This is a genomic window from Sphingobacterium gobiense, from assembly GCF_002980575.1.
GTDB classification, from domain to species: Bacteria; Bacteroidota; Bacteroidia; order Sphingobacteriales; family Sphingobacteriaceae; genus Sphingobacterium; species Sphingobacterium gobiense.
The window spans coordinates 237,673-258,248 of the sequence record NZ_PVBS01000003.1 but is presented as its reverse complement, the minus strand read 5'-3'; the positions used below and the strand labels follow the sequence as shown (position 1 = coordinate 258,248).

14 protein-coding genes and 5 tRNA genes are annotated in these 20,576 nt (G+C 42.0%); 3 read left to right on the top strand and 16 right to left on the bottom strand.

The features are described from left to right. Positions 1-20: 20 nt before the first annotated feature. Positions 21-668, bottom strand: coding sequence for an RNA polymerase sigma factor (locus C5749_RS16140; RefSeq protein ID WP_105727252.1), 648 nt, complete (start codon positions 666-668; stop codon positions 21-23). Positions 669-844: 176 nt separating this feature from the next. Between C5749_RS16140 and C5749_RS16135 the strand changes: the two genes are divergently transcribed. Continuing rightward, the gene (locus C5749_RS16135; RefSeq protein ID WP_105727251.1) at positions 845-1,840 is read left to right on the top strand and encodes a sugar kinase; all 996 of its coding nucleotides are present in this window, start codon (positions 845-847) and stop codon (positions 1,838-1,840) included. 47 nt (positions 1,841-1,887) lie between these two features. Here C5749_RS16135 and rpoC read toward each other — a convergent pair whose 3' ends face one another. The 6 genes from rpoC to rplK all read right to left on the bottom strand — a co-directional run bounded on the left by rpoC (position 1,888) and on the right by rplK (position 12,313). Continuing rightward, complete coding sequence (gene rpoC / locus C5749_RS16130; RefSeq protein ID WP_105727250.1) at positions 1,888-6,165, bottom strand: DNA-directed RNA polymerase subunit beta'; 4,278 nt, start codon at positions 6,163-6,165, stop codon at positions 1,888-1,890. Positions 6,166-6,196: 31 nt separating this feature from the next. Then, positions 6,197-10,006 (bottom strand): DNA-directed RNA polymerase subunit beta, encoded by a 3,810-nt coding sequence (rpoB, locus tag C5749_RS16125; protein ID WP_105727249.1) that lies wholly within the window; start codon positions 10,004-10,006, stop codon positions 6,197-6,199. Between the two features lie 166 nt (positions 10,007-10,172). Then, positions 10,173-10,550 carry a 50S ribosomal protein L7/L12 gene (rplL, locus tag C5749_RS16120; RefSeq protein ID WP_105717082.1) on the bottom strand — a complete coding sequence of 126 codons (378 nt, stop codon included), beginning with the start codon at positions 10,548-10,550 and terminating at the stop codon, positions 10,173-10,175. 76 nt (positions 10,551-10,626) lie between these two features. Beyond that, positions 10,627-11,145 carry a 50S ribosomal protein L10 gene (gene rplJ / locus C5749_RS16115; protein ID WP_105717081.1) on the bottom strand — a complete coding sequence of 173 codons (519 nt, stop codon included), beginning with the start codon at positions 11,143-11,145 and terminating at the stop codon, positions 10,627-10,629. A gap of 2 nt (positions 11,146-11,147) precedes the next feature. Beyond that, positions 11,148-11,846 (bottom strand): 50S ribosomal protein L1, encoded by a 699-nt coding sequence (gene rplA, locus C5749_RS16110; RefSeq protein ID WP_105717080.1) that lies wholly within the window; start codon positions 11,844-11,846, stop codon positions 11,148-11,150. Positions 11,847-11,869: 23 nt separating this feature from the next. Continuing rightward, positions 11,870-12,313: a 50S ribosomal protein L11 gene (rplK, locus tag C5749_RS16105; protein ID WP_105727248.1), complete on the bottom strand. Its 444-nt coding sequence runs from the start codon at positions 12,311-12,313 to the stop codon at positions 11,870-11,872. A gap of 290 nt (positions 12,314-12,603) precedes the next feature. Here rplK and katG point away from each other — a divergent pair, with 290 nt between their 5' ends. Beyond that, complete coding sequence (gene katG, locus C5749_RS16100; protein ID WP_105727247.1) at positions 12,604-14,898, top strand: catalase/peroxidase HPI; 2,295 nt, start codon at positions 12,604-12,606, stop codon at positions 14,896-14,898. 59 nt (positions 14,899-14,957) lie between these two features. Here katG and nusG read toward each other — a convergent pair whose 3' ends face one another. The 8 genes from nusG to C5749_RS16060 all read right to left on the bottom strand — a co-directional run bounded on the left by nusG (position 14,958) and on the right by C5749_RS16060 (position 17,723). Beyond that, the gene (nusG, locus tag C5749_RS16095; protein WP_105717077.1) at positions 14,958-15,503 is read right to left on the bottom strand and encodes a transcription termination/antitermination protein NusG; all 546 of its coding nucleotides are present in this window, start codon (positions 15,501-15,503) and stop codon (positions 14,958-14,960) included. Positions 15,504-15,522: 19 nt separating this feature from the next. Then, positions 15,523-15,717 (bottom strand): preprotein translocase subunit SecE, encoded by a 195-nt coding sequence (gene secE / locus C5749_RS16090; RefSeq protein ID WP_105717076.1) that lies wholly within the window; start codon positions 15,715-15,717, stop codon positions 15,523-15,525. 25 nt (positions 15,718-15,742) lie between these two features. Continuing rightward, a tRNA-Trp gene (locus tag C5749_RS16085) sits at positions 15,743-15,814 on the bottom strand. Between the two features lie 159 nt (positions 15,815-15,973). Beyond that, positions 15,974-17,161: an elongation factor Tu gene (gene tuf, locus C5749_RS16080; RefSeq protein WP_105727246.1), complete on the bottom strand. Its 1,188-nt coding sequence runs from the start codon at positions 17,159-17,161 to the stop codon at positions 15,974-15,976. Between the two features lie 76 nt (positions 17,162-17,237). After that, positions 17,238-17,309, bottom strand: a tRNA-Thr gene (locus tag C5749_RS16075). Between the two features lie 91 nt (positions 17,310-17,400). Beyond that, positions 17,401-17,473: transfer RNA gene (locus C5749_RS16070), tRNA-Gly, on the bottom strand. 68 nt (positions 17,474-17,541) lie between these two features. Then, positions 17,542-17,625 (bottom strand) — tRNA-Tyr (locus C5749_RS16065). Positions 17,626-17,650: 25 nt separating this feature from the next. Next, positions 17,651-17,723: transfer RNA gene (locus C5749_RS16060), tRNA-Thr, on the bottom strand. Between the two features lie 407 nt (positions 17,724-18,130). On the opposite strand from C5749_RS16060, the gene C5749_RS16055 reads away from it, so the two are divergent. Continuing rightward, complete coding sequence (locus C5749_RS16055) at positions 18,131-19,186, top strand: BamA/TamA family outer membrane protein (RefSeq protein WP_245893814.1); 1,056 nt, start codon at positions 18,131-18,133, stop codon at positions 19,184-19,186. A gap of 210 nt (positions 19,187-19,396) precedes the next feature. Here C5749_RS16055 and C5749_RS16050 read toward each other — a convergent pair whose 3' ends face one another. Further along, positions 19,397-20,572: a n-acyl-d-glucosamine 2-epimerase gene (locus tag C5749_RS16050; protein WP_105727244.1), complete on the bottom strand. Its 1,176-nt coding sequence runs from the start codon at positions 20,570-20,572 to the stop codon at positions 19,397-19,399. Positions 20,573-20,576: the final 4 nt, after the last annotated feature.

The following is a 20,576-nucleotide window of genomic DNA, read 5'->3' as shown; positions in this document are numbered from 1 at the left end:
ATGGTTTTTCTACAAAAAAATTAAAAATTATCTGAAAAAGCCTTTGTAATGACAATAATGGTATAAAGATGGGGGTATTTCAGTGTGATATAGTCTCTGATGGCACGATTGGATTGCTTGAGGTAATCGCCCACAGAGACCGTAGATATTCCCATTATGGACGCTACTTCCTCTTTTGCCTTTCCTTCAAAACGACAAAGTCTAAACACCTCCTTTTTACGGGCGGGAAGTGCATTGACCGCTTCTTCAACAATCGTCCATTGGGAGAGGTATTCCTCTTCGTTGACAGTTTCCTCGGGAAGCATATGTTCATAATCGGTGTATTCTTCTATATAATCGAGAGACTCTTTCAGTCTTTTTTTCAAGAAAGTCGTTGCTTTGTTAAAACTTACGACAAACAGCCACCCCCCTACGGATCGATCGGCCTTGATCCTAGATCGATGTTCCCACAAAGCAACAAATACCTCTTGGAGAATATCCTCAGCATGCTCAGGCTGTTTTACTATTTTCAGAATGTTGGCGTAGACCGGTCTGCGGTATCGGTCATATAGCGAACGAAATGCCTCTACAGATCCTTCAGCAAGGGCACTGGCCAGCTCTTCATCAAACAGATTTGAACGCATCATAAAGTTAATAGGTGTACCAAACAAATGTACAAAATCCAACATTAGTCACAAAAGTATTTAAAAGCCTTTGGGTCTCAGACAAAAATGATGTTATGAAATTATGAATTTTGACAGGCATCCGGTGATTGGATACGAGATGGAATGGCAACGATTTCGTAGACAACACTATAAAGTTTAAAAAAATAGCGCTATTTTCACTTCCAAAATAAATTTTATTCATGAATCTTATATTATCTTTTGGCGAGATATTAGTCAGACAACAGAGTCTCGGAAACACATTCTTTGACAAAACGAATAACCGTTTAGAGATTTTTCCTGGCGGATCGGAGGCGAATGTAGCCGCCTCATTGGCACAAATGGGGAGTAACGTAGCTTATTGTAGTGCGTTACCACAAAATGCTTTATCCGATGAAATCTTAGCTATACTTGGTAGTCTCGGTGTACATACTAGCAAAGCACTGCGTATCGGCGATAGGCTAGGTACCTATATTTTGATGTCCGCGAATGGTTTATCCAAAGGCGAGGTCATTTATGACCGTAAATATTCCAGTTTTAGCCAGTTAACTAAACAGGATATCGACGTAGATAAGTTGCTCGAAGGCGTTTCCTGGTTCCATTGGACAGCGCTTACGCCGGCCCTTAACCAAAACATGGCGGATCTCATGGCTGTCTTGCTTCAAGAAGCATCTAACCGTAATATTACGATCTCCGTCGATTTGAATTACCGGAACCGTTTATGGCAGTATGGCAAAGAGCCTATCGATATTATGCCTCAACTCATTGCGCATTGCGATGTCATTATGGGAAATATTTGGGCTGCGAACAAAATGCTGGGGACAGCTGTTGACGAGTCTTTTGACAGAAATACACCACGCGAAACATATCTCGCCGCCGCAAAAGAATCCGCTAATGAAATTTTCCAGAAATATTCGAAGTGCCAACATGTAGCTTATACCTTTCGCTTCATGGATAGCCCGAATCATAACTTATTTTACGGGACATACCATACGCCTACAAAACACGTCAGTTCTGACGTTATGGAAACTTTCGAGGTGATTGACCGGATAGGCAGTGGGGACGCGTTTATGGCGGGATATATACACGCCTTGGTCAACAAGATGGCACCACAGGAGGTCATCGATGCTGCAACAGGAGCAGGTTATCATAAGTTGTTTGTGAAGGGTGATTTTGGTGACGGAAAGATAAAGCAATAAAAAAGGCAGCGATTTTGCTGCCTTTTTTATTGCTTTATAAAATCTCGCTAGTCTTCTTCTTTCGAAGCCAATAGCTGATCGTACTCTTCACGCGAACCGACGATAATATTGCTATACTCACGTAAACCAGTTCCTGATGGAATCAGGTGACCTACGATTACGTTTTCTTTCAATCCTAACAAATCGTCACGTTTACCTGCGATAGCAGCTTCGTTTAAGACTTTTGTCGTCTCTTGGAAAGACGCAGCCGAAATAAATGACTTCGTACCTAATGACGCGCGCGTGATACCCTGTAATAATGGGCTTGAAGTTGCTGAAATAGCATCACGAACCTCTACTGTTTTCAAGTCCTGACGACGTAAGCTGGAGTTCTCCTCACGAAGTTTACGCATGGTTACAATTTGACCAGCTTTCAACTCTTTCGAATCTCCCGCATCAACGACAACTTTCTTATCAAACAACGCATCGTTTTCTTCCATGAAGTCCCATTTGTTAACAGCTTCTTTCTCTAAGAAACGGGTATCTCCTGGATCCTCAATATTCACTTTTTGCATCATCTGGTGAACGATAGTTTCAAAGTGCTTATCGTTGATTTTTACCCCTTGTAAGCGATAAACTTCTTGGATACCATTTACGATATACTCCTGAACGGCCGCTGGACCTTTAATGGAGAGAATATCTACTGGCGAAATAGAACCATCTGACAATGGCATACCTGCTTTTACAAAATCATTATCCTGTACTAAGATATGCTTAGAAAGTGGCACCAAGTATTTCTTGATCTGTCCATCTCTGGATTCTATCGAAATCTCACGATTACCGCGTTTCACACCACCTAACGTAACAACACCATCAATTTCGGTAACAACAGCAGGATTAGATGGATTCCGTGCCTCGAACAACTCGGTTACACGAGGAAGACCTCCTGTAATATCACGCGTTTTACCGGTAGCTCGAGGAATCTTCGCTAAGATAGTTCCTTCTTTGATTTTTTTCCCATCCTGAACCGAGACGTGCGCTCCCACCGGAATGTTGTATGAGCGTAAGGTATCACCAGCTAAGTCTACAATCTTAACCGTCGGGTTTTTGGTTTTATCCCGTGTCTCAATAATAACCTTCTCTTTGTGTCCGGTTTGTTCATCAGATTCGTCGCGGAAGGTTACGCCTTCAATAATGGCTTCGAATTCGATTTTACCCGGGAACTCAGAGATGATTACCGCATTATACGGATCCCAATCTGCTAATACCTTACCCTTTTCTACCTTATCGCCTTCATTTACATATATACTTGCACCGTAAGGGATAATTTGGTTATATAATACTTTTCTATCATCGCTTACGATACGAAGTTCTCCAGAACGTCCTATGGCTATTTGGAAAGGTCCTTCTTCGCCTTCTTTAGCGACAGAACGTACATTTTCAAACTCAACTTTACCATCGTATTTCGCTATAATACTGGAGTCAGCCGCAATATTCGATGCCGTACCACCCACGTGGAATGTACGTAATGTCAACTGCGTACCTGGTTCACCCACTGACTGTGCAGCAATAACACCGACTGCTTCGCCCATTTGGACACGCTTGCCAGAGGCAAGGTTTCGTCCATAGCACGCAGCACAAACGCCACGCTTAGCTTCACAAGTCAATACCGATCGAATTTCAACGCCCTCAATACCAGCCTCATCAATCGCCGTCGCAATCTCTTCTGTAATATCTTCGTTAGCCGAAACAATCAGATCGCCCGTTGTCGGATGATACACATCATTTAATGGTGTGCGTCCTAAGATACGGTCGTACAAAGGCTCAACAATATCATCATTTTCTTTAAGTGCCGTTTTATATAAACCACGCAACGTATTACAATCTTCTTCTACGACGATCATATCTTGCGCAACATCATGTAAACGACGAGTCAAATAACCCGCGTCGGCTGTTTTCAACGCCGTATCGGCAAGACCTTTACGCGCACCGTGGGTAGAGATAAAGTACTCCAATACCGACAAACCTTCTTTGAAGTTTGACAGAATCGGGTTCTCGATGATCTCGCCCCCCGAAGTACCCGACTTCTGCGGTTTTGCCATCAGACCCCGCATACCACACAACTGACGAATCTGTTCTTTGGAACCACGGGCACCAGAATCTAACATCATATAAACAGAGTTAAATCCTTGGTTGTCGTTGGAAAGAATATCCATCACGTATGCTGTCAATCGGTTGTTGATACGTGTCCAAATATCGATAATCTGATTGTAACGTTCGTTGTTCGTAATGAAACCCATATTATAGTTGTTCATTACCTCTTCAACTTCGCCAGTTGCTTGCTCAATTAGATCTGCTTTCGCCGCAGGAATATTCAGATCTTGTAAATTGAATGACAAACCACCTTTAAAGGCTGTTTGGAATCCTAGCTCTTTCATATCATCCAAGAACTGTGCTGCACGAGCCATACCCGTGTTCTTCACAATATCGCCGATGATATTACGCAATGATTTTTTGGTCAGGAGTTCGTTAACGTAGCCCGTCTCATCAGGCACGATCTGGTTAAAAATAACCCGTCCAACCGTAGTTTCAAGAATACTTTCAACGATTTCACCGTCCTTATTTCTAGTTTTCGTTTTTACCTTGATAAAAGCGTGCAGATCAATTTTATTCTCGTTCAAGGCAATGATAACCTCTTCCGGAGAATAAAACGTCATTCCCTCACCTCGTACCTTATGATCTTCTGTAGATTTACGGCCTTTTGTAATATAATAAAGACCCAATACCATATCTTGCGAAGGAACCGTTACCGGCGAACCGTTTGCTGGATTAAGAATATTATGCGAAGCCAACATCAATATCTGAGCTTCCAAAATAGCTGCATTACCTAAAGGTAAGTGGACCGCCATCTGGTCACCGTCAAAGTCGGCGTTGAACGCTGTACACACCAACGGGTGTAATTGAATCGCTTTACCTTCTACCAACGTAGGTTGGAAAGCTTGAATACCCAAACGGTGAAGCGTAGGCGCACGGTTGAGCAATACAGGGTGTCCTTTCAGTACATTCTCTAGAATATCCCACACCACCGGATCCTTGCGGTCAACGATTTTTTTCGCCGATTTTACCGTCTTTACAATACCTCTCTCAATCATCTTGCGAATGATAAACGGCTTGTAAAGTTCTGCTGCCATATCTTTAGGAAGACCACACTCGTGTAATTTCAAGTTCGGACCAACGACAATTACTGAACGTGCTGAATAATCCACACGCTTACCCAATAAGTTCTGACGGAAACGTCCTTGCTTACCTTTCAAAATATCTGATAACGATTTCAAGGCGCGGTTACCTTCTGTTTTCACCGCGTTCACTTTACGCGAGTTATCGAACAAAGAGTCAACTGCTTCCTGAAGCATACGTTTTTCATTACGTAAGATTACTTCCGGTGCTTTGATTTCGATCAAACGTTTTAAACGATTGTTACGAATAATGACACGACGATAAAGGTCATTCAAATCCGACGTCGCAAAACGACCACCGTCCAACGGCACTAATGGACGCAATTCCGGTGGAATAATTGGAACGATTTTTACAATCATCCACTCCGGACGGTTTTCAATACGCGTGTTGGCTCCTCGGAAAGCTTCTACTACGTGAAGACGTTTCAATGCCTCATTTTTACGCTGTTGCGAAGTTTCATTCGCGGCTTGATGGCGTAAATCGTATGACAATTGATCTAAGTCGATACGTTTCAAAAGTTCCTCCATCGCCTCAGCCCCCATCTTGGCGATGAATTTCTGAGGATCGGTATCATCCAAATATTGGTTTTCTTTTGGTAGTGTATCTAAAATATCTAGATATTCTTCCTCCGTCAAGAAATCCATGTAGGAAATGCCATCATCTTCTTTGATACCCGGCTGAATAACCACATATCTTTCGTAGTAGATAATCATATCCAACTTCTTGGTTGGAAGCCCTAATAAATAACCGATTTTATTAGGAAGGGAACGAAAATACCAGATGTGTGCAACAGGAACCACCAAATTAATGTGTCCCATACGCTCACGACGTACTTTCTTCTCGGTTACTTCGACACCACAACGGTCACATACGATACCTTTATAACGAATACGTTTGTATTTACCACAGTGACATTCATAGTCCTTTACCGGACCAAAGATACGCTCACAGAATAAACCATCACGCTCAGGTTTGTAGGTACGATAGTTAATCGTCTCTGGCTTTGTAACCTCACCGCTAGAGCGCTCCAAAATCGTTTCCGGAGAAGCCAAGCTGATCGTAATCGACGTGAAGTTACTTTTAATTTTATTATCTTTTTTGTAAGACATACTTTATAAAAAGTTAAAGCTGTATGCTTGATTAATCTAATGTGATATCTAATCCTAAACCGCGTAATTCATGTACCAATACGTTGAACGATTCCGGTACGGATGGTGTCGGAAGGTTGTTACCCTTAACGATAGCCTCGTAAGTCTTCGCACGTCCAACAACATCATCTGATTTCACTGTTAAGATTTCTTGCAGGATATTTGATGCACCAAATGCTTCTAATGCCCATACCTCCATCTCACCGAAACGCTGACCACCGAATTGTGCTTTACCACCTAACGGTTGTTGTGTAATTAACGAGTACGGTCCGATAGAACGTGCATGCATTTTATCGTCTACCATGTGACCTAATTTCAACATGTAGATCACACCTACTGTAGTGGGTTGGTCAAAACGCTCTCCTGTTAAACCATTGTATAAGTAAGTTCTACCTGACATTGGCAATTTAGCTTTAGCGATCCACTCTTCCACCTCGTCCATTTCAGCACCGTCAAAGATTGGTGTAGCGAATTTCATACCCAATTTCTGACCTGCCCATCCCAGAACAGTTTCGTAAATCTGTCCTAAGTTCATCCGTGAAGGCACCCCTAATGGATTCAACACAATGTCTACGGGCGTTCCATCTTCCAAAAACGGCATATCCTCATCGCGAACGATACGAGCAACAATACCTTTGTTACCGTGGCGTCCAGCCATCTTATCACCAACTTTCAACTTACGTTTTTTAGCCACATAAACTTTCGCCATCTGAACGATACCCGATGGGAGCTCATCTCCGACAGAAATAGCAAATTTCTCTCTTTTAAACGCACCAAGCTCTTCGTTGATTTTAATATTATAAAAGTGAAGTGCTAACTTGATCAGCTCGTTCTTATCTTCATCTGTAGTCCATCCCGTTGGATTGATGTGTGCATAATCCAAATCCATCAAGATCTTCTGTGTGAATTTAGCTCCTTTAGGTACGAGCAATTCTTTATACACATTATACACCCCTTGACTGGTTTTACCATTCACCACAGTGAACAATTTCTCTACCAAACGATCCTTCAGTATTTTTACAGCTTTATCGTGTGCGACTTCTAATTTGTCTAATGCTTTTCTTTCCGCTTCTTTAGACATTTTTTTCGCACGAGAGAATAGCTTCGTATCGATAACTACACCTTTCAAAGAAGGTGATGCTTTCAATGAAGCGTCTTTAACATCACCAGCTTTGTCTCCAAAGATAGCGCGTAATAACTTCTCTTCCGGTGAAGGATCGGATTCGCCTTTCGGCGTGATCTTACCAATTAAAATATCGCCACCATTCACTTCGGCGCCAACCCGGATAATCCCATTCTCATCCAAATCTTTCGTTGCTTCTTCTGAAACGTTAGGGATATCGGATGTTAATTCTTCCTCACCACGTTTCGTATCACGAACCTCCAATTCAAATTCCTCAATATGCAAGGAAGTGAATAAGTCTTGCGATACAACACGTTCAGAGATTACGATCGCATCCTCAAAGTTATATCCTTGCCAAGGCATGAATGCCACTTTCAAGTTACGACCAAGTGCCAACTCGCCATTTTCGGTTGCATAACCTTCACACAATACTTGACCTTTGGTTACTTTTTGACCTTTCGTAACGATTGGCTTCAAGTTGATACACGTATTTTGGTTTGTTTTCTTAAACTTCGTAAGTGTGTATGTTTTTACATCATTATCAAATGATACCAAACGGTCGTTATCTGTCCGCTTGTAGCGGATTTTAATCTCATTGGCGTCTACATATTCAACCACACCTTCCCCTTCGGCGTTGATTAACGTACGAGAATCGGATGCTACACGAGCTTCCAAACCAGTACCAACGACAGGTGCCTGTGGTTTCAATAAAGGAACAGCTTGACGTTGCATATTCGATCCCATCAATGCTCGGTTGGCATCATCGTGTTCCAAGAAAGGAATCAAGGATGCCGCAATGGATGTAATCTGATTCGGTGCAATGTCCATATAATCCAGACGCTCCGGCTCAATAATCGGGAAGTCACCCTCATATCTCGCTTTAACTTTGGGATCGATAAAGTTACCCTTATCGTCGTATTCCGCATTCGCCTGTGCAATGGTTTTGTTATCCTCGTCTTCGGCTGATAAATAAACTACGGGTTCATCAACCACAACTTTGCCATCTCTAACTTGGCGGTAAGGAGTTTCGATAAAGCCTAAGTTATTGATTTTCGCATGTACAGCCAAGGAAGAAATCAAACCAATGTTCGGACCTTCTGGTGTTTCAATAGTACACAAACGACCATAATGCGTATAGTGAACGTCACGTACTTCGAAACCTGCACGCTCGCGAGAAAGCCCCCCTGGCCCTAAGGCTGACAGACGACGCTTGTGCGTAATCTCTGCCAATGGGTTGGTTTGATCCATAAACTGAGACAACTGGTTCGTACCAAAGAACGAGTTGATAACGGACGACAGTGTACGTGCATTAATCAAGTCCGTTGGCGTAAAGACTTCGTTGTCACGAATATTCATCCGTTCACGGATAGTACGCGCCATACGAGAAAGACCAACTCCAAACTGCGCATATAACTGCTCGCCCACCGTACGTACACGACGATTGGACAAGTGGTCGATATCATCGACTTCCGCTTTGGAGTTAATCAAATTAATCAAATACTTAACGATGGCAATAATATCCTCGCGCGTCAATACTTTCGTATCATCTGCTGTATCCAATTTCAACTTGCGGTTGATACGGTAACGACCTACATCCCCCAAATCATAACGCTTGTCTGAGAAGAACAAACGATCAATGATACCCCGTGCTGTTTCTTCATCAGGTGGTTCTGCGTTACGCAGTTGACGGTAGATGTGTTCTACAGCCTCTTTTTCAGAGTTTGAGGTATCTTTCTGTAAAGTATTATATATAATCGAGTAGTCCGCATTGTTAGCGCCATCTTCTTTCGCTAGGATAATGGATTTTACCCCTGCATCGATGATCATCTCAATGTGGTCTTCCTCTAAAACAGTTTCACGTTCTAAGATGATCTCATTACGATCGATGGACACTACCTCACCTGTATCCTCATCTACAAAGTCCTCGATCCATTTTTTCAATACCCTAGCCGCCAAACGACGACCAACGTATTTCTTAAGACCAGATTTACTTACTTTAACCTCATCTGCAAGATCGAACAGCTCCAGGATGTCCTTATCGGAATCGTAGCCGATCGCGCGCAACAAAGTAGTAACTGGGAATTTCTTTTTACGGTCGATATAAGCATACATCACGTTGTTTACGTCCGTTGCAAATTCGATCCAAGATCCTTTAAAAGGAATTACCCTTGCAGAATAAAGTTTTGTACCATTTGTGTGTCTACTCTGACCAAAGAACACGCCAGGGGAACGGTGCAACTGGGAAACAATAACGCGCTCAGCACCATTGATCACAAAGGTACCTTTTGGTGTCATGTAAGGAATTGTTCCCAAATATACGTCTTGCACAATCGTTTCGAAATCCTCGTGTTCTTCATCATTACAAGATAACTTCAATTTTGCCTTGAGTGGGACACTATACGTCAATCCACGCTCAATACACTCTTGTATATCGTAGCGAGGCGGATCGATGAAATAATCCAAAAACTCGAGCACAAAGATGTTTCTTGAATCAGAAATAGGGAAGTTTTCCGAGAAAACCTTGAACAGCCCTTCCTGATGGCGGTTGTCAGAAGTAGTTTCTAGTTGAAAAAACTCCTTGAAAGATTGCAATTGCACATCCAAGAAATCCGGATAATCGATAACCTTCTTACTTGTAGCAAAATTTACTCTTTCGTTTTGAATATTATTGTTTGCCAAGGGAATAAGTATTTTAGTTTAAAAAAACTGAGCCAACTATGCTGTAATCATGTTCTTATCAGATGTCAGCACCCATCTGATACATGTAATAATATTATAAACAGGAATAGACTCTGACAACGTATTGACAGAGTCTAAACCCTTAAGGCGCTTTTTTATGCTGAGATTATTTGATCTCAACAACAGCTCCAGCTTCTTCTAATTGTTTTTTCAAAGCTTCAGCTTCGTCTTTTGAAACACCTGTTTTCAATTCCTTAGGAGCACCGTCAACTAAATCTTTAGCTTCTTTCAAGCCTAAACCAGCTAAGTCTTTAACCAATTTAACTACTGCTAATTTCTGACCACCAGCTTCTTTCAAGATAACGTCAAATGAAGTTTTCTCTTCAGCAGCAGCAGCTTCGCCACCAGCAGCAGGACCAGCAACTGCAACAGCTGCAGCAGCAGGCTCGATACCATACTCATCTTTTAGGATATCAGCTAATTCTTTAACTTCTTTTACTGTTAAGTTAACCAACTGTTCAGCAAGTTGTTTTAAATCTGCCATTTTATTTTGAATTTTTGAATGTACTTAATAAAAATTGTTAATTAAAAATACACGAACATTTTATACGAGGTGTCCGTTAGCCTCTTTCTTCTAAAGCTTTTACCAAACCTGAAATTGTATTTCCACCTGATTGAAGTGCGGAAATAACATTCTTCGCAGGAGATTGAAGCAAAGCAATAACGTCTGCGATAAGTTCGTCTTTGGATTTAAGATTAACTAGTGCTTCTAGTTGGTTATCTCCTACGAATGCAGTTTCTTGGATGTAAGCCGCTTTTAGAACGGGCTTGTCACCTTCCTTACGTAATTGTTTGATCAATTTCGCCGGGCCGTTTCCGGTTTCAGAGAACATCATTGTAGAAGCACCTTTAAGCACGCTACGCAATTCTTCTGAATCGATTCCTGCTTCGATAAGGGCTTTTTCAATCAAGGAGTTTTTAGCTACTTGAATCGTAATACCCTGCTCAAAACATTTACGGCGGATGTTATTTACTTTTTCAACAGTTAAATCAGCAGTATCAGTAATGTAGAAATTACCGTAAGATTTAATCTGTTCGGCCAAAGCTTGAACAATTGCTTGTTTTTCTTCTTTTCTCATGATTAAATTCCTGCTACTGATTTAGTCTCCACATGAATACCAGGACTCATGGTTGAAGAGATGTGAATACTTTTGAAGTATGTTCCCTTAGCAGCGGAAGGTTTAAGACGTGCCAGTGTTTGTAACACCTCTAATGCATTGTCATAAATCTTATCTGCTTCGAACGACACTTTACCCACTGAAGTATGGATGATACCTGTCTTGTCGACTTTGAAATCAATTTTACCACCTTTCACTTCCGTTACAGCTTTACCTACATCCGTAGTCACTGTTCCAGTTTTAGGGTTAGGCATCAAGTTTCTTGGACCCAAAATACGTCCCAATTTACCCACTTTAGCCATAACACTAGGCATAGTAATAATGATATCAACGTCAGTCCAACCACCTTCAATTTTGCTGATGTACTCATCGAGACCTACGTAATCCGCGCCTGCAGCCTTAGCTTCTTCCTCCTTATCAGGAGTACACAATACTAAAACACGCACAGTCTTACCTGTCCCGTGAGGTAACGTAGCGATACCACGAACCATTTGGTTTGCTTTACGAGGATCCACGCCTAAACGAACGTCGATATCCACAGAAGCATCAAATTTCGTCGCTGTAATCTCTTTAACCAAAGCGGCTGCTTCTTTTAAAGAGTACGCCTTACCAGCTTCAATTTTGGATAGTGCCGCTTTTTGATTTTTTGTTAATCTAGCCACTTTCTTAAACTGATTTCGTTAAATTAATTGTTCCAAGGAGCGTTACCAGAAACGGTAATGCCCATACTACGTGCTGTCCCAGCCACCATTTTCATAGCAGACTCTACAGTAAATGCATTCAAATCAGGCATTTTATCTTTAGCAATAACCTCAACCTGCTCCCAAGTAATAGAAGCAACTTTTTTACGGTTAGGCTCACCCGACCCACTTTTCAGCTTAGCTACATCTTTTAACTGAACAGCTACCGGTGGTGTCTTGATGATAAAATCAAATGATTTGTCGCTGTAAACTGTAATGACAACAGGAAGTACTTGCCCTGGTTTGTCTTGCGTACGAGCGTTAAATTGCTTACAGAAGTCCATGATGTTCACCCCTTTAGCACCCAATGCAGGCCCTACAGGAGGAGATGGATTTGCAGCACCGCCCTTTACTTGTAATTTTACTAACGCACTGACCTCTTTTGCCATTTTGTTTTGAATTTAATTGTTAAATGTTTGTTAGTAAGGTGGAAGCATTATAACGTAACATTTATTATCTTTCGTAGACTATATAATAAAAGCAGTATATAATCAAACGAGGTGCAAAGATAATAAACATTTTGGAAATAAAAAACATAGAAGATAATTTAATAAACAAAACCAATATGGCATCGAGATTATCGATAGTAACTAACATCTACGTTAACGTATCTTTGATTGTAAAGACCATAGTAATAACATCAATGAAAAATAAAATAAATTAAATCAATAAATAAAAAATGGAAAACAACAGTAATGACATTAGCAAATGTCCTTTCCATAGTGGAGGGCAACATCACGAAAAAAAAGTCGTCTCTACGGGAGGCGATGGCACTAAAAACAATGACTGGTGGCCAAATAGACTAAAAACCAATCTTTTGCGCCAGCACTCCTCCTTAACAAACCCAATGGACAAAGATTTTAATTATGCCGAGGCATTCAAAAGTTTGGACTATGAGGGTTTAAAAAAGGATCTGCATACCCTCATGACAGATTCTCAGGAATGGTGGCCGGCGGATTTTGGGCATTATGGTCCCCTTTTCGTCCGTATGGCCTGGCACAGTGCGGGCACATACCGTATCCAGGACGGTCGTGGTGGTGGAGGAAGAGGACAGCAACGTTTTGCACCACTAAATAGCTGGCCAGACAATGTAAGCTTAGATAAAGCACGGAGGCTACTTTGGCCGATCAAACAAAAATACGGCAATAAGATTTCGTGGGCGGATCTGCTAATTCTTACGGGGAACGTAGCTTTAGAGTCTATGGGCTTCAAAACATTCGGGTTTGCTGGCGGACGTGAGGATGTATGGGAAGCAGACGAAGACGTTTATTGGGGCAAGGAGACGACCTGGTTAGGTGGTGACGACCGTTATGCACGCGGCTCTGAAGGCGTAGAGAAAGACCACGGCGTGCTGGTATCTGACGATGACGCGGATGGGGAAATACACAGTCGTAATCTGGAAAATCCACTTGCAGCTGTACAGATGGGACTCATTTATGTGAATCCTGAAGGGCCCGACGGTAATCCCGATCCGGTCGCTGCTGCTTACGACATTCGCGACACTTTCAAACGGATGGCGATGAATGATGAAGAAACCGTGGCACTGATTGCCGGTGGACACACCTTTGGAAAAACACATGGTGCTGCACCCGCGGACCACGTCGGTGCAGAGCCTGAAGCAGCCGATTTAGAATCCCAAGGACTAGGCTGGGACAACAGTTATGGCACGGGTAAAGGCGGAGATACGATTACCAGCGGACTCGAAGTGACCTGGACTTCTTCACCAACCAAATGGACCAATAATTTTTTATGGAACCTGTTTGGTTATGAATGGGAGTTGACGAAAAGTCCGGCAGGAGCACACCAATGGGTACCGAAGCACGGCATGGGTTCTAATACAGTTCCGGACGCGCATGACTCAAATAAAAAGCATGCCCCTGCTATGCTTACAACAGATCTTGCCTTACGTTTTGATCCTGAATATGAAAAAATAGCCCGACGATTTTTAGAAAATCCAGACCAATTCGCGGATGCATTTGCACGTGCGTGGTTTAAGTTGACGCACCGAGACATGGGACCGCGATCCCGTTATTTAGGTCCCGAAGTACCAGCGGAAATCCTGATCTGGCAAGACCCTGTTCCTGAAGTTGATCATGAACTCATTAATGAAGAAGACGTATCGGCATTGAAATCCGAAGTCCTAGATTCCGGTCTCAATATTTCCGAACTGATCTCAACTGCATGGGCTTCTGCCTCTACATTTCGAGGTGGTGATAAACGAGGTGGTGCCAATGGTGCCCGTATTCGGCTGGCTCCACAAAAAAACTGGGAAGTAAATAATCCGACACAATTAGCGAAAGTGTTGGAGGTATTGGAACATATCCAAGTGGCGTTTAATAACAGACAAAACGGCAACAAAAAAGTATCAATTGCGGACTTAATCGTATTAGCGGGAAATGCAGCGGTCGAAAAATCGGCGCAAGCGGCAGGCGTTCATATTACGGTACCCTTCTCACCTGGCCGAACCGATGCTTCACAGGAACAAACAGACGTAGAATCGTTCGAGTATCTTGAACCCAAAGCTGATGGATTCCGCAACTATCTAAAAACAAAATATGCTACACCTACAGAAGCTTTCTTGATTGACAAAGCGCAATTGCTGACATTAACCGCGCCTGAACTGACTGTTTTAATCGGTGGTCTACGTGTGCTAGAGACAAATTACGATAACGCTAAGCATGGTGTATTCACAACCCGGCCAGGCGTACTAACCAACGACTTCTTTGTCAACCTCTTGGATATGAATACCCAGTGGAAAGCACAGTCAGATGAAAAAGAAGTCTACGAGGGTTATGACCGTAAAAGTAAAGATCTTAAGTGGACGGCTACTCGAGCGGATCTGGTGTTCGGATCGAATTCAGAGCTAAGAGCAATCGCTGAAGTATACGCAACAGCTGATGCACAAACTAAATTTATTCATGATTTTGTTGCAGCGTGGAATAAAGTAATGAATTTAGATCGATTTGATCTATAATAAACAAAAACGAGGGGCTCGATTATCGGCCCCTCGTTTTTATTTATTATAGTAGTTTTTTATTCCTTCTCTACCTGCATATAATTTAACTCCAGTGGTGTCTTCCGCCCAAAAACCTTCACCATCACGGTCAATTTCTTCTTATCTTCGTGCACCTCTTCTATTTCTCCGGTAAAGCCATTAAACGGTCCGTCATTCACTTTAACCGTTTCACCCACGTAATACGGAACATTCATGCTTTCCCCCTGTTCCGCCATCTCGTCTACTTTACCTAAAATTCGGTTAACTTCAGCAGGACGCAAAGGGATCGCATTACCTTCTTTATCACCCAGAAATCCGATCACACTATTCAAATTCTTAATTGCGTGCTCAATCTCTCCATCCAGCGCAGCTTCGATCAACACATATCCGGGATAGTAGTTACGTTCTTTAGCAACTTTCTTCCCGTCACGCATCTGGTAATATTTTTCCATAGGAATCAATACCTGAGGTACCAGATGTTGGATACCCAAACGGCCAACTTCTGCCTCGACGTATTGCTTCACTTTCTTCTCTTTTCCACTAACGGCACGAACTACATACCATTTTAACGATTGATCTGCCATAAAATTTTTAATGATAAATTTAGGAAGTAATTCCGTACAACAACTCCAATAGATTACTTGAAGCTTTATCCATCACAAATATCAACAAAGCAATAATGACAGACGCTACAAGTACCACTACCGCCGAGTTTTGTAATTGCGCCCAAGTAGGCCAAGTTACCTTCTCTGTAACCTCGACATAGGAGCTTTTTAAAAAATCAAGTACTTTAGCCATTTTTAGTTTACCTAAATTATTTTAGCAGGGATACCAGGATTCGAACCCAGACCAACGGTTTTGGAGACCGCTATACTAACCATTATACTATATCCCTTGGTTTTTTTGATGACGCAAATATAGTGTTTCAACGCTATTAGCGCAAATATTATTTACTTTTTTTCTACTTTATACCCTATTGGATAACCGGAAAAAAAACAAGCTAACCAGCATCAGCCAATTAGCTTGTTTTGTTATACTAGGATAATCTTAAAGATTACGCTAAGATTTCAGTTACCTGACCAGCACCTACCGTACGACCACCTTCACGGATAGCGAAACGTAGACCTTTTTCCATAGCGATTGCGTTAATCAACTTTACTGTGATTGTTACGTTATCACCAGGCATAACCATTTCAGTACCTTCTGGTAACGCGATTTCTCCTGTTACGTCTGTTGTACGGAAATAGAATTGAGGACGGTATTTGTTGAAGAATGGTGTATGACGACCTCCTTCAGCTTTTGACAATACATATACCTCAGCTTTAAAGTCTGTATGAGGAGTTACTGTACCTGGTTTACAGATTACCATACCACGACGGATATCTGTTTTCTCAATACCACGTAGCAATAAACCTACGTTATCACCAGCTTCACCATAATCCAAAATCTTACGGAACATCTCTACTCCAGTTACAGTAGATTTCAAGTTCTCAGCACCCATTCCTAAGATATCAACAGGGTCACCAGAGTTGATTACACCTCTTTCGATACGACCTGTAGCAACTGTACCACGACCTGTGATAGAGAATACGTCTTCGATCGGCATCAAGAAAGGAAGCTCAGTCAAACGTGGAGGAATTGGAATGTAGTTATCTACAGCATCCATCAATTCCATAATTTTATCAACCCACTGCTCTTCGCCATTCAATGCACCTAGAGCAGATCCTTTGACCACAGGGATATCATCACCTGGGAATTCATAGAATGACAATAGTTCACGAACTTCCATCTCAACAAGCTCTAACAACTCTTCGTCATCAACCAAGTCAACTTTATTCAGGAACACTACTAACGCAGGAACACCTACCTGACGAGCCAACAAGATGTGCTCACGAGTTTGAGGCATAGGACCATCAGTCGCAGCAACTACGATGATAGCACCATCCATCTGTGCAGCACCAGTAACCATGTTTTTTACATAGTCAGCGTGACCTGGACAGTCAACGTGCGCATAGTGACGGTTCGCTGTTTGGTATTCTACGTGCGCTGTATTGATTGTAATACCACGCTCTTTTTCTTCAGGAGCAGAGTCAATTGAATCAAATGAACGAGCCTCTGAAAAACCTTTGTCAGCCAATACTTTAGTGATAGCAGCTGTAGTAGTTGTTTTACCGTGGTCAACGTGACCGATTGTACCGATATTTAAGTGCGGCTTACTCCGGTCAAATTTCTCTTTTGCCATGTTTATGCGAATTAGTAATTATAAAATGTTTCTTTATTAAATCCTTTACAAAAGTAATAAACTTCCATATTTTTTGAGCCAAAGATGGGATTTGAACCCACGACCTCTTCCTTACCAAGGAAGTGCTCTACCCCTGAGCTACTTCGGCTTATCAAAAGCCTATCTACAGATGATAGCCTCTACCTTATCAGAAAAATTCATCAAAAAAGACAGAGACTTAAATCAAACGTTAAAAAAAGAGCGGAAGACGGGCCTCGAACCCGCAACCTATAGCTTGGAAGGCTATCGCTCTACCAATTGAGCTACTTCCGCTGATTGATTTTAGATTACTCGATTTGTAAAAAAAATTCAAATCGACATACTACATATCTAAAATCGGATGGTGGAGGGAGAAGGATTCGAACCTTCGAAGCCGAAGCAACGGATTTACAGTCCGTCCCATTTGACCGCTCTGGAACCCCTCCAAACCTGCAAATTAATTGCATTTAGAGCCTCTTATCGGGATCGAACCAATGACCTACTGATTACAAGTCAGTTGCTCTACCAGCTGAGCTAAAGAGGCAATATCTATTTTTTTTTAAAAACTCTCCAAAGAACACCTACCTTTCCAGATAGCGAGTGCAAAAATCCAACTTAATTTTGATATTTGCAAGTTTTTTAAAAACTTTTTTATCGTGTTAAAGAACGCTAATCATCAGCCTCAAACAACATTAGCTCATTTGATTTTGATGAGGCAAAGATAGCGACTACATCCAAACTACAAAAATATTTCACGAAAAAAAATGGCTGGTTACATCATATACTTGATATGCAACGAAATAATTTACATCTTGCACCGCATTTTTCAAGAAGATACTTATGTTCATCAAACAAAATCGGCGTTTCGGAAATATATTGCTATTGATTTCGTTGTTCACGATATCCTTTTTTTCACCTATTTATGCACAAGAACAGACGTTTATCAAAAAAATGGCAAAAAAGTTTCTCGCTGCGGAACGTGACTCTACACGCAGTGCTAGTTTGATTGTTTTGCCTGCGCTAGGCTACGCCCAGGAAACCGGGGTAGAGTACGGTATCGCCGGAACCTATAATTTTTATCTGGATAAAGCTGATCCGGACAGCCGCACATCCAACATAACACTTATGGGGACACTTACCACAGAAAAGCAGAAAAACATCAAACTGCTAACCGATATATGGACAAAAGACAACGATTATCATATTTTAACTGAACTGCGTTATAGGGATTGGCCCTTTAACTTCTATGGCTTGGGATCAGACACCTGGTTGGCGGATGAGGATTTTTTGGAACATCAACTCGCGCGGGCAAAAATAGATATAGAGAAGAAAATTGTCCCCAGATGGTATGCCGGTGTAAATGTGGAATACGAAAGTTTCAAGTTCAAGGATCGTGAGCCTGGAGGCATTTTTGCACAACCCGAGGTATTGGGGAAGACAGGCGGCCAGTACTTGGCTCTCGGAGTTTCTTCCCTATATGACACGCGAAATAACACCACGTATACAACCAATGGTCTCTACTCCCGACTGAAATATGCTTATGCGCCTCACTTTTGGGGCGGAGATAATTTCAGGGGTAGCCAGTTGGAAGTTGATATCAGAGGGTTTCATGCGATTTCGCCGAAGATAACCCTTGCTGCACAAACCCTTTACCGAGGCACTTTCGGGGAAAATGTCCCTTTTTATGCTTATCGTGACCTAGGAGGTGACATGACCATGCGCGGTTATTACCTAGGACGATACAAAGACAAGAATTATGCTACCGCACAATTTGAATTCCGGTACCGATTTATGCCACGTCTGGGTGTCGTTGGGTTTGGTGGAACGGGTAGCACATTTTCCCAAAAACACAATTTCCGTCTGGTACCGAGCTTCGGCGGGGGCATCCGATACTTCTTTAGCTTAGAACATAACAGTACTGTCCGTTTTGACTATGCCATCGGCGAAAAAAGACCAGGCGAAAAAAGACAAACGGGATTTTATTTAAGTCTTAGTGAGGCTTTTTAGTTTAGGGTTTCCTCCAACATCTTTAATACTATATTCGGACATGCTTCGGAACTTCTTCGCTCATTAACCAAGGATTTACCGTGTGGTTACCGTGTATTTACCGGGGTCTACACGGTAAATGCACGGTAAAACGTCATTAAAAACACGGTAATTGTCCGAAGCAGGTGCGAACAAGGTCTAAACAAAAAGCGAAGAGGTCTTGAAATAACCTTACAGCGAAAGTGATTGTCGTTCCAGCGTTTCAAGAGCGGAATACACCTTTAATAAAGCTCTTGGAACATGGAAGCATCCTTTCCATTTCCCTCCTTTCAAGCTAAGCAATGGCTGTCCTTGTCTATTTAAATAGCCATACCACTCACCATACTCCGGATCTGAAAAATGACGGAAAGCATATGTATCCAACCTTTGAAACCATTCTTTACAACGCGTATCACCCGTGTATGCATAACCTTTTGCCATGCACACCAATGCCTCGAGATGTACCCACCAAAGTTTTTGATCCCATTCCAATTGTTGCAGAGGCTTATTTAGAATATCTTTAAAATACACTATGCCATCAAATTCATCGTCCCAACCAAACGCTAATGCCCCGAGTGCTATCTCAACACACTTCGCCATAAGCGCACTATCCCCACGTCTTCCTGCCAGATCCATCATAAACCACATCGCCTCTATAATATGACCAGGGTTCACCAATCGCCCTTCAAACGAATCGGAAAACGACCCATCTACGTTCACGTTTTCCATAATCAGCCCCGTATCTGGTTGATAAAAAACTTCCATGATGTCGTGAATGATTTCATCTATCAGCGATTCCACCGTATTCGTCCCCACTATATGTTCAAGCTCTAAAGAAAGATTGCTTAAGATCATCGGTAATGCAAATCCTTTGAGAGACCGGGTACCGGGATATATTTTATTATATTGATCTTTCGGGTTCTCCCGACGATCCAATATTCGGTCAAATGTTTCGTATGCCACTTGTGCATGTTCATCTTTTCCCGTTATCTTGTAAAGCGCCCCCAGCCCCATACTGGCAAAACAGTCTGAAAAGATATTGTAGGGTTGCACCAGCGGACGACCTGCCCTATCGAGCGAAAAATACCAATCACCATGTTGGTTCCGTCCATTCTTTAAGATAAAAGCAGATCCTTGTTCTGCCATTTCTCGCCAGGTTTCATTTGGTTCGACGCTAAGATAGAGCATTGACAGTGTCCAAATCTGTCTACCTTGTAACCACATGAATTTATCCGTATCAAATACTGTCCCATCCCTATCTAAGCAAGTTAAAAAACCACCATATTCCCTATCATTGGAATATTTTACCCAAAACGGCATAACGTTCTCCAAAAGCTCCTTTTTATACCGTTCAACAAATCCTTTCATTTCT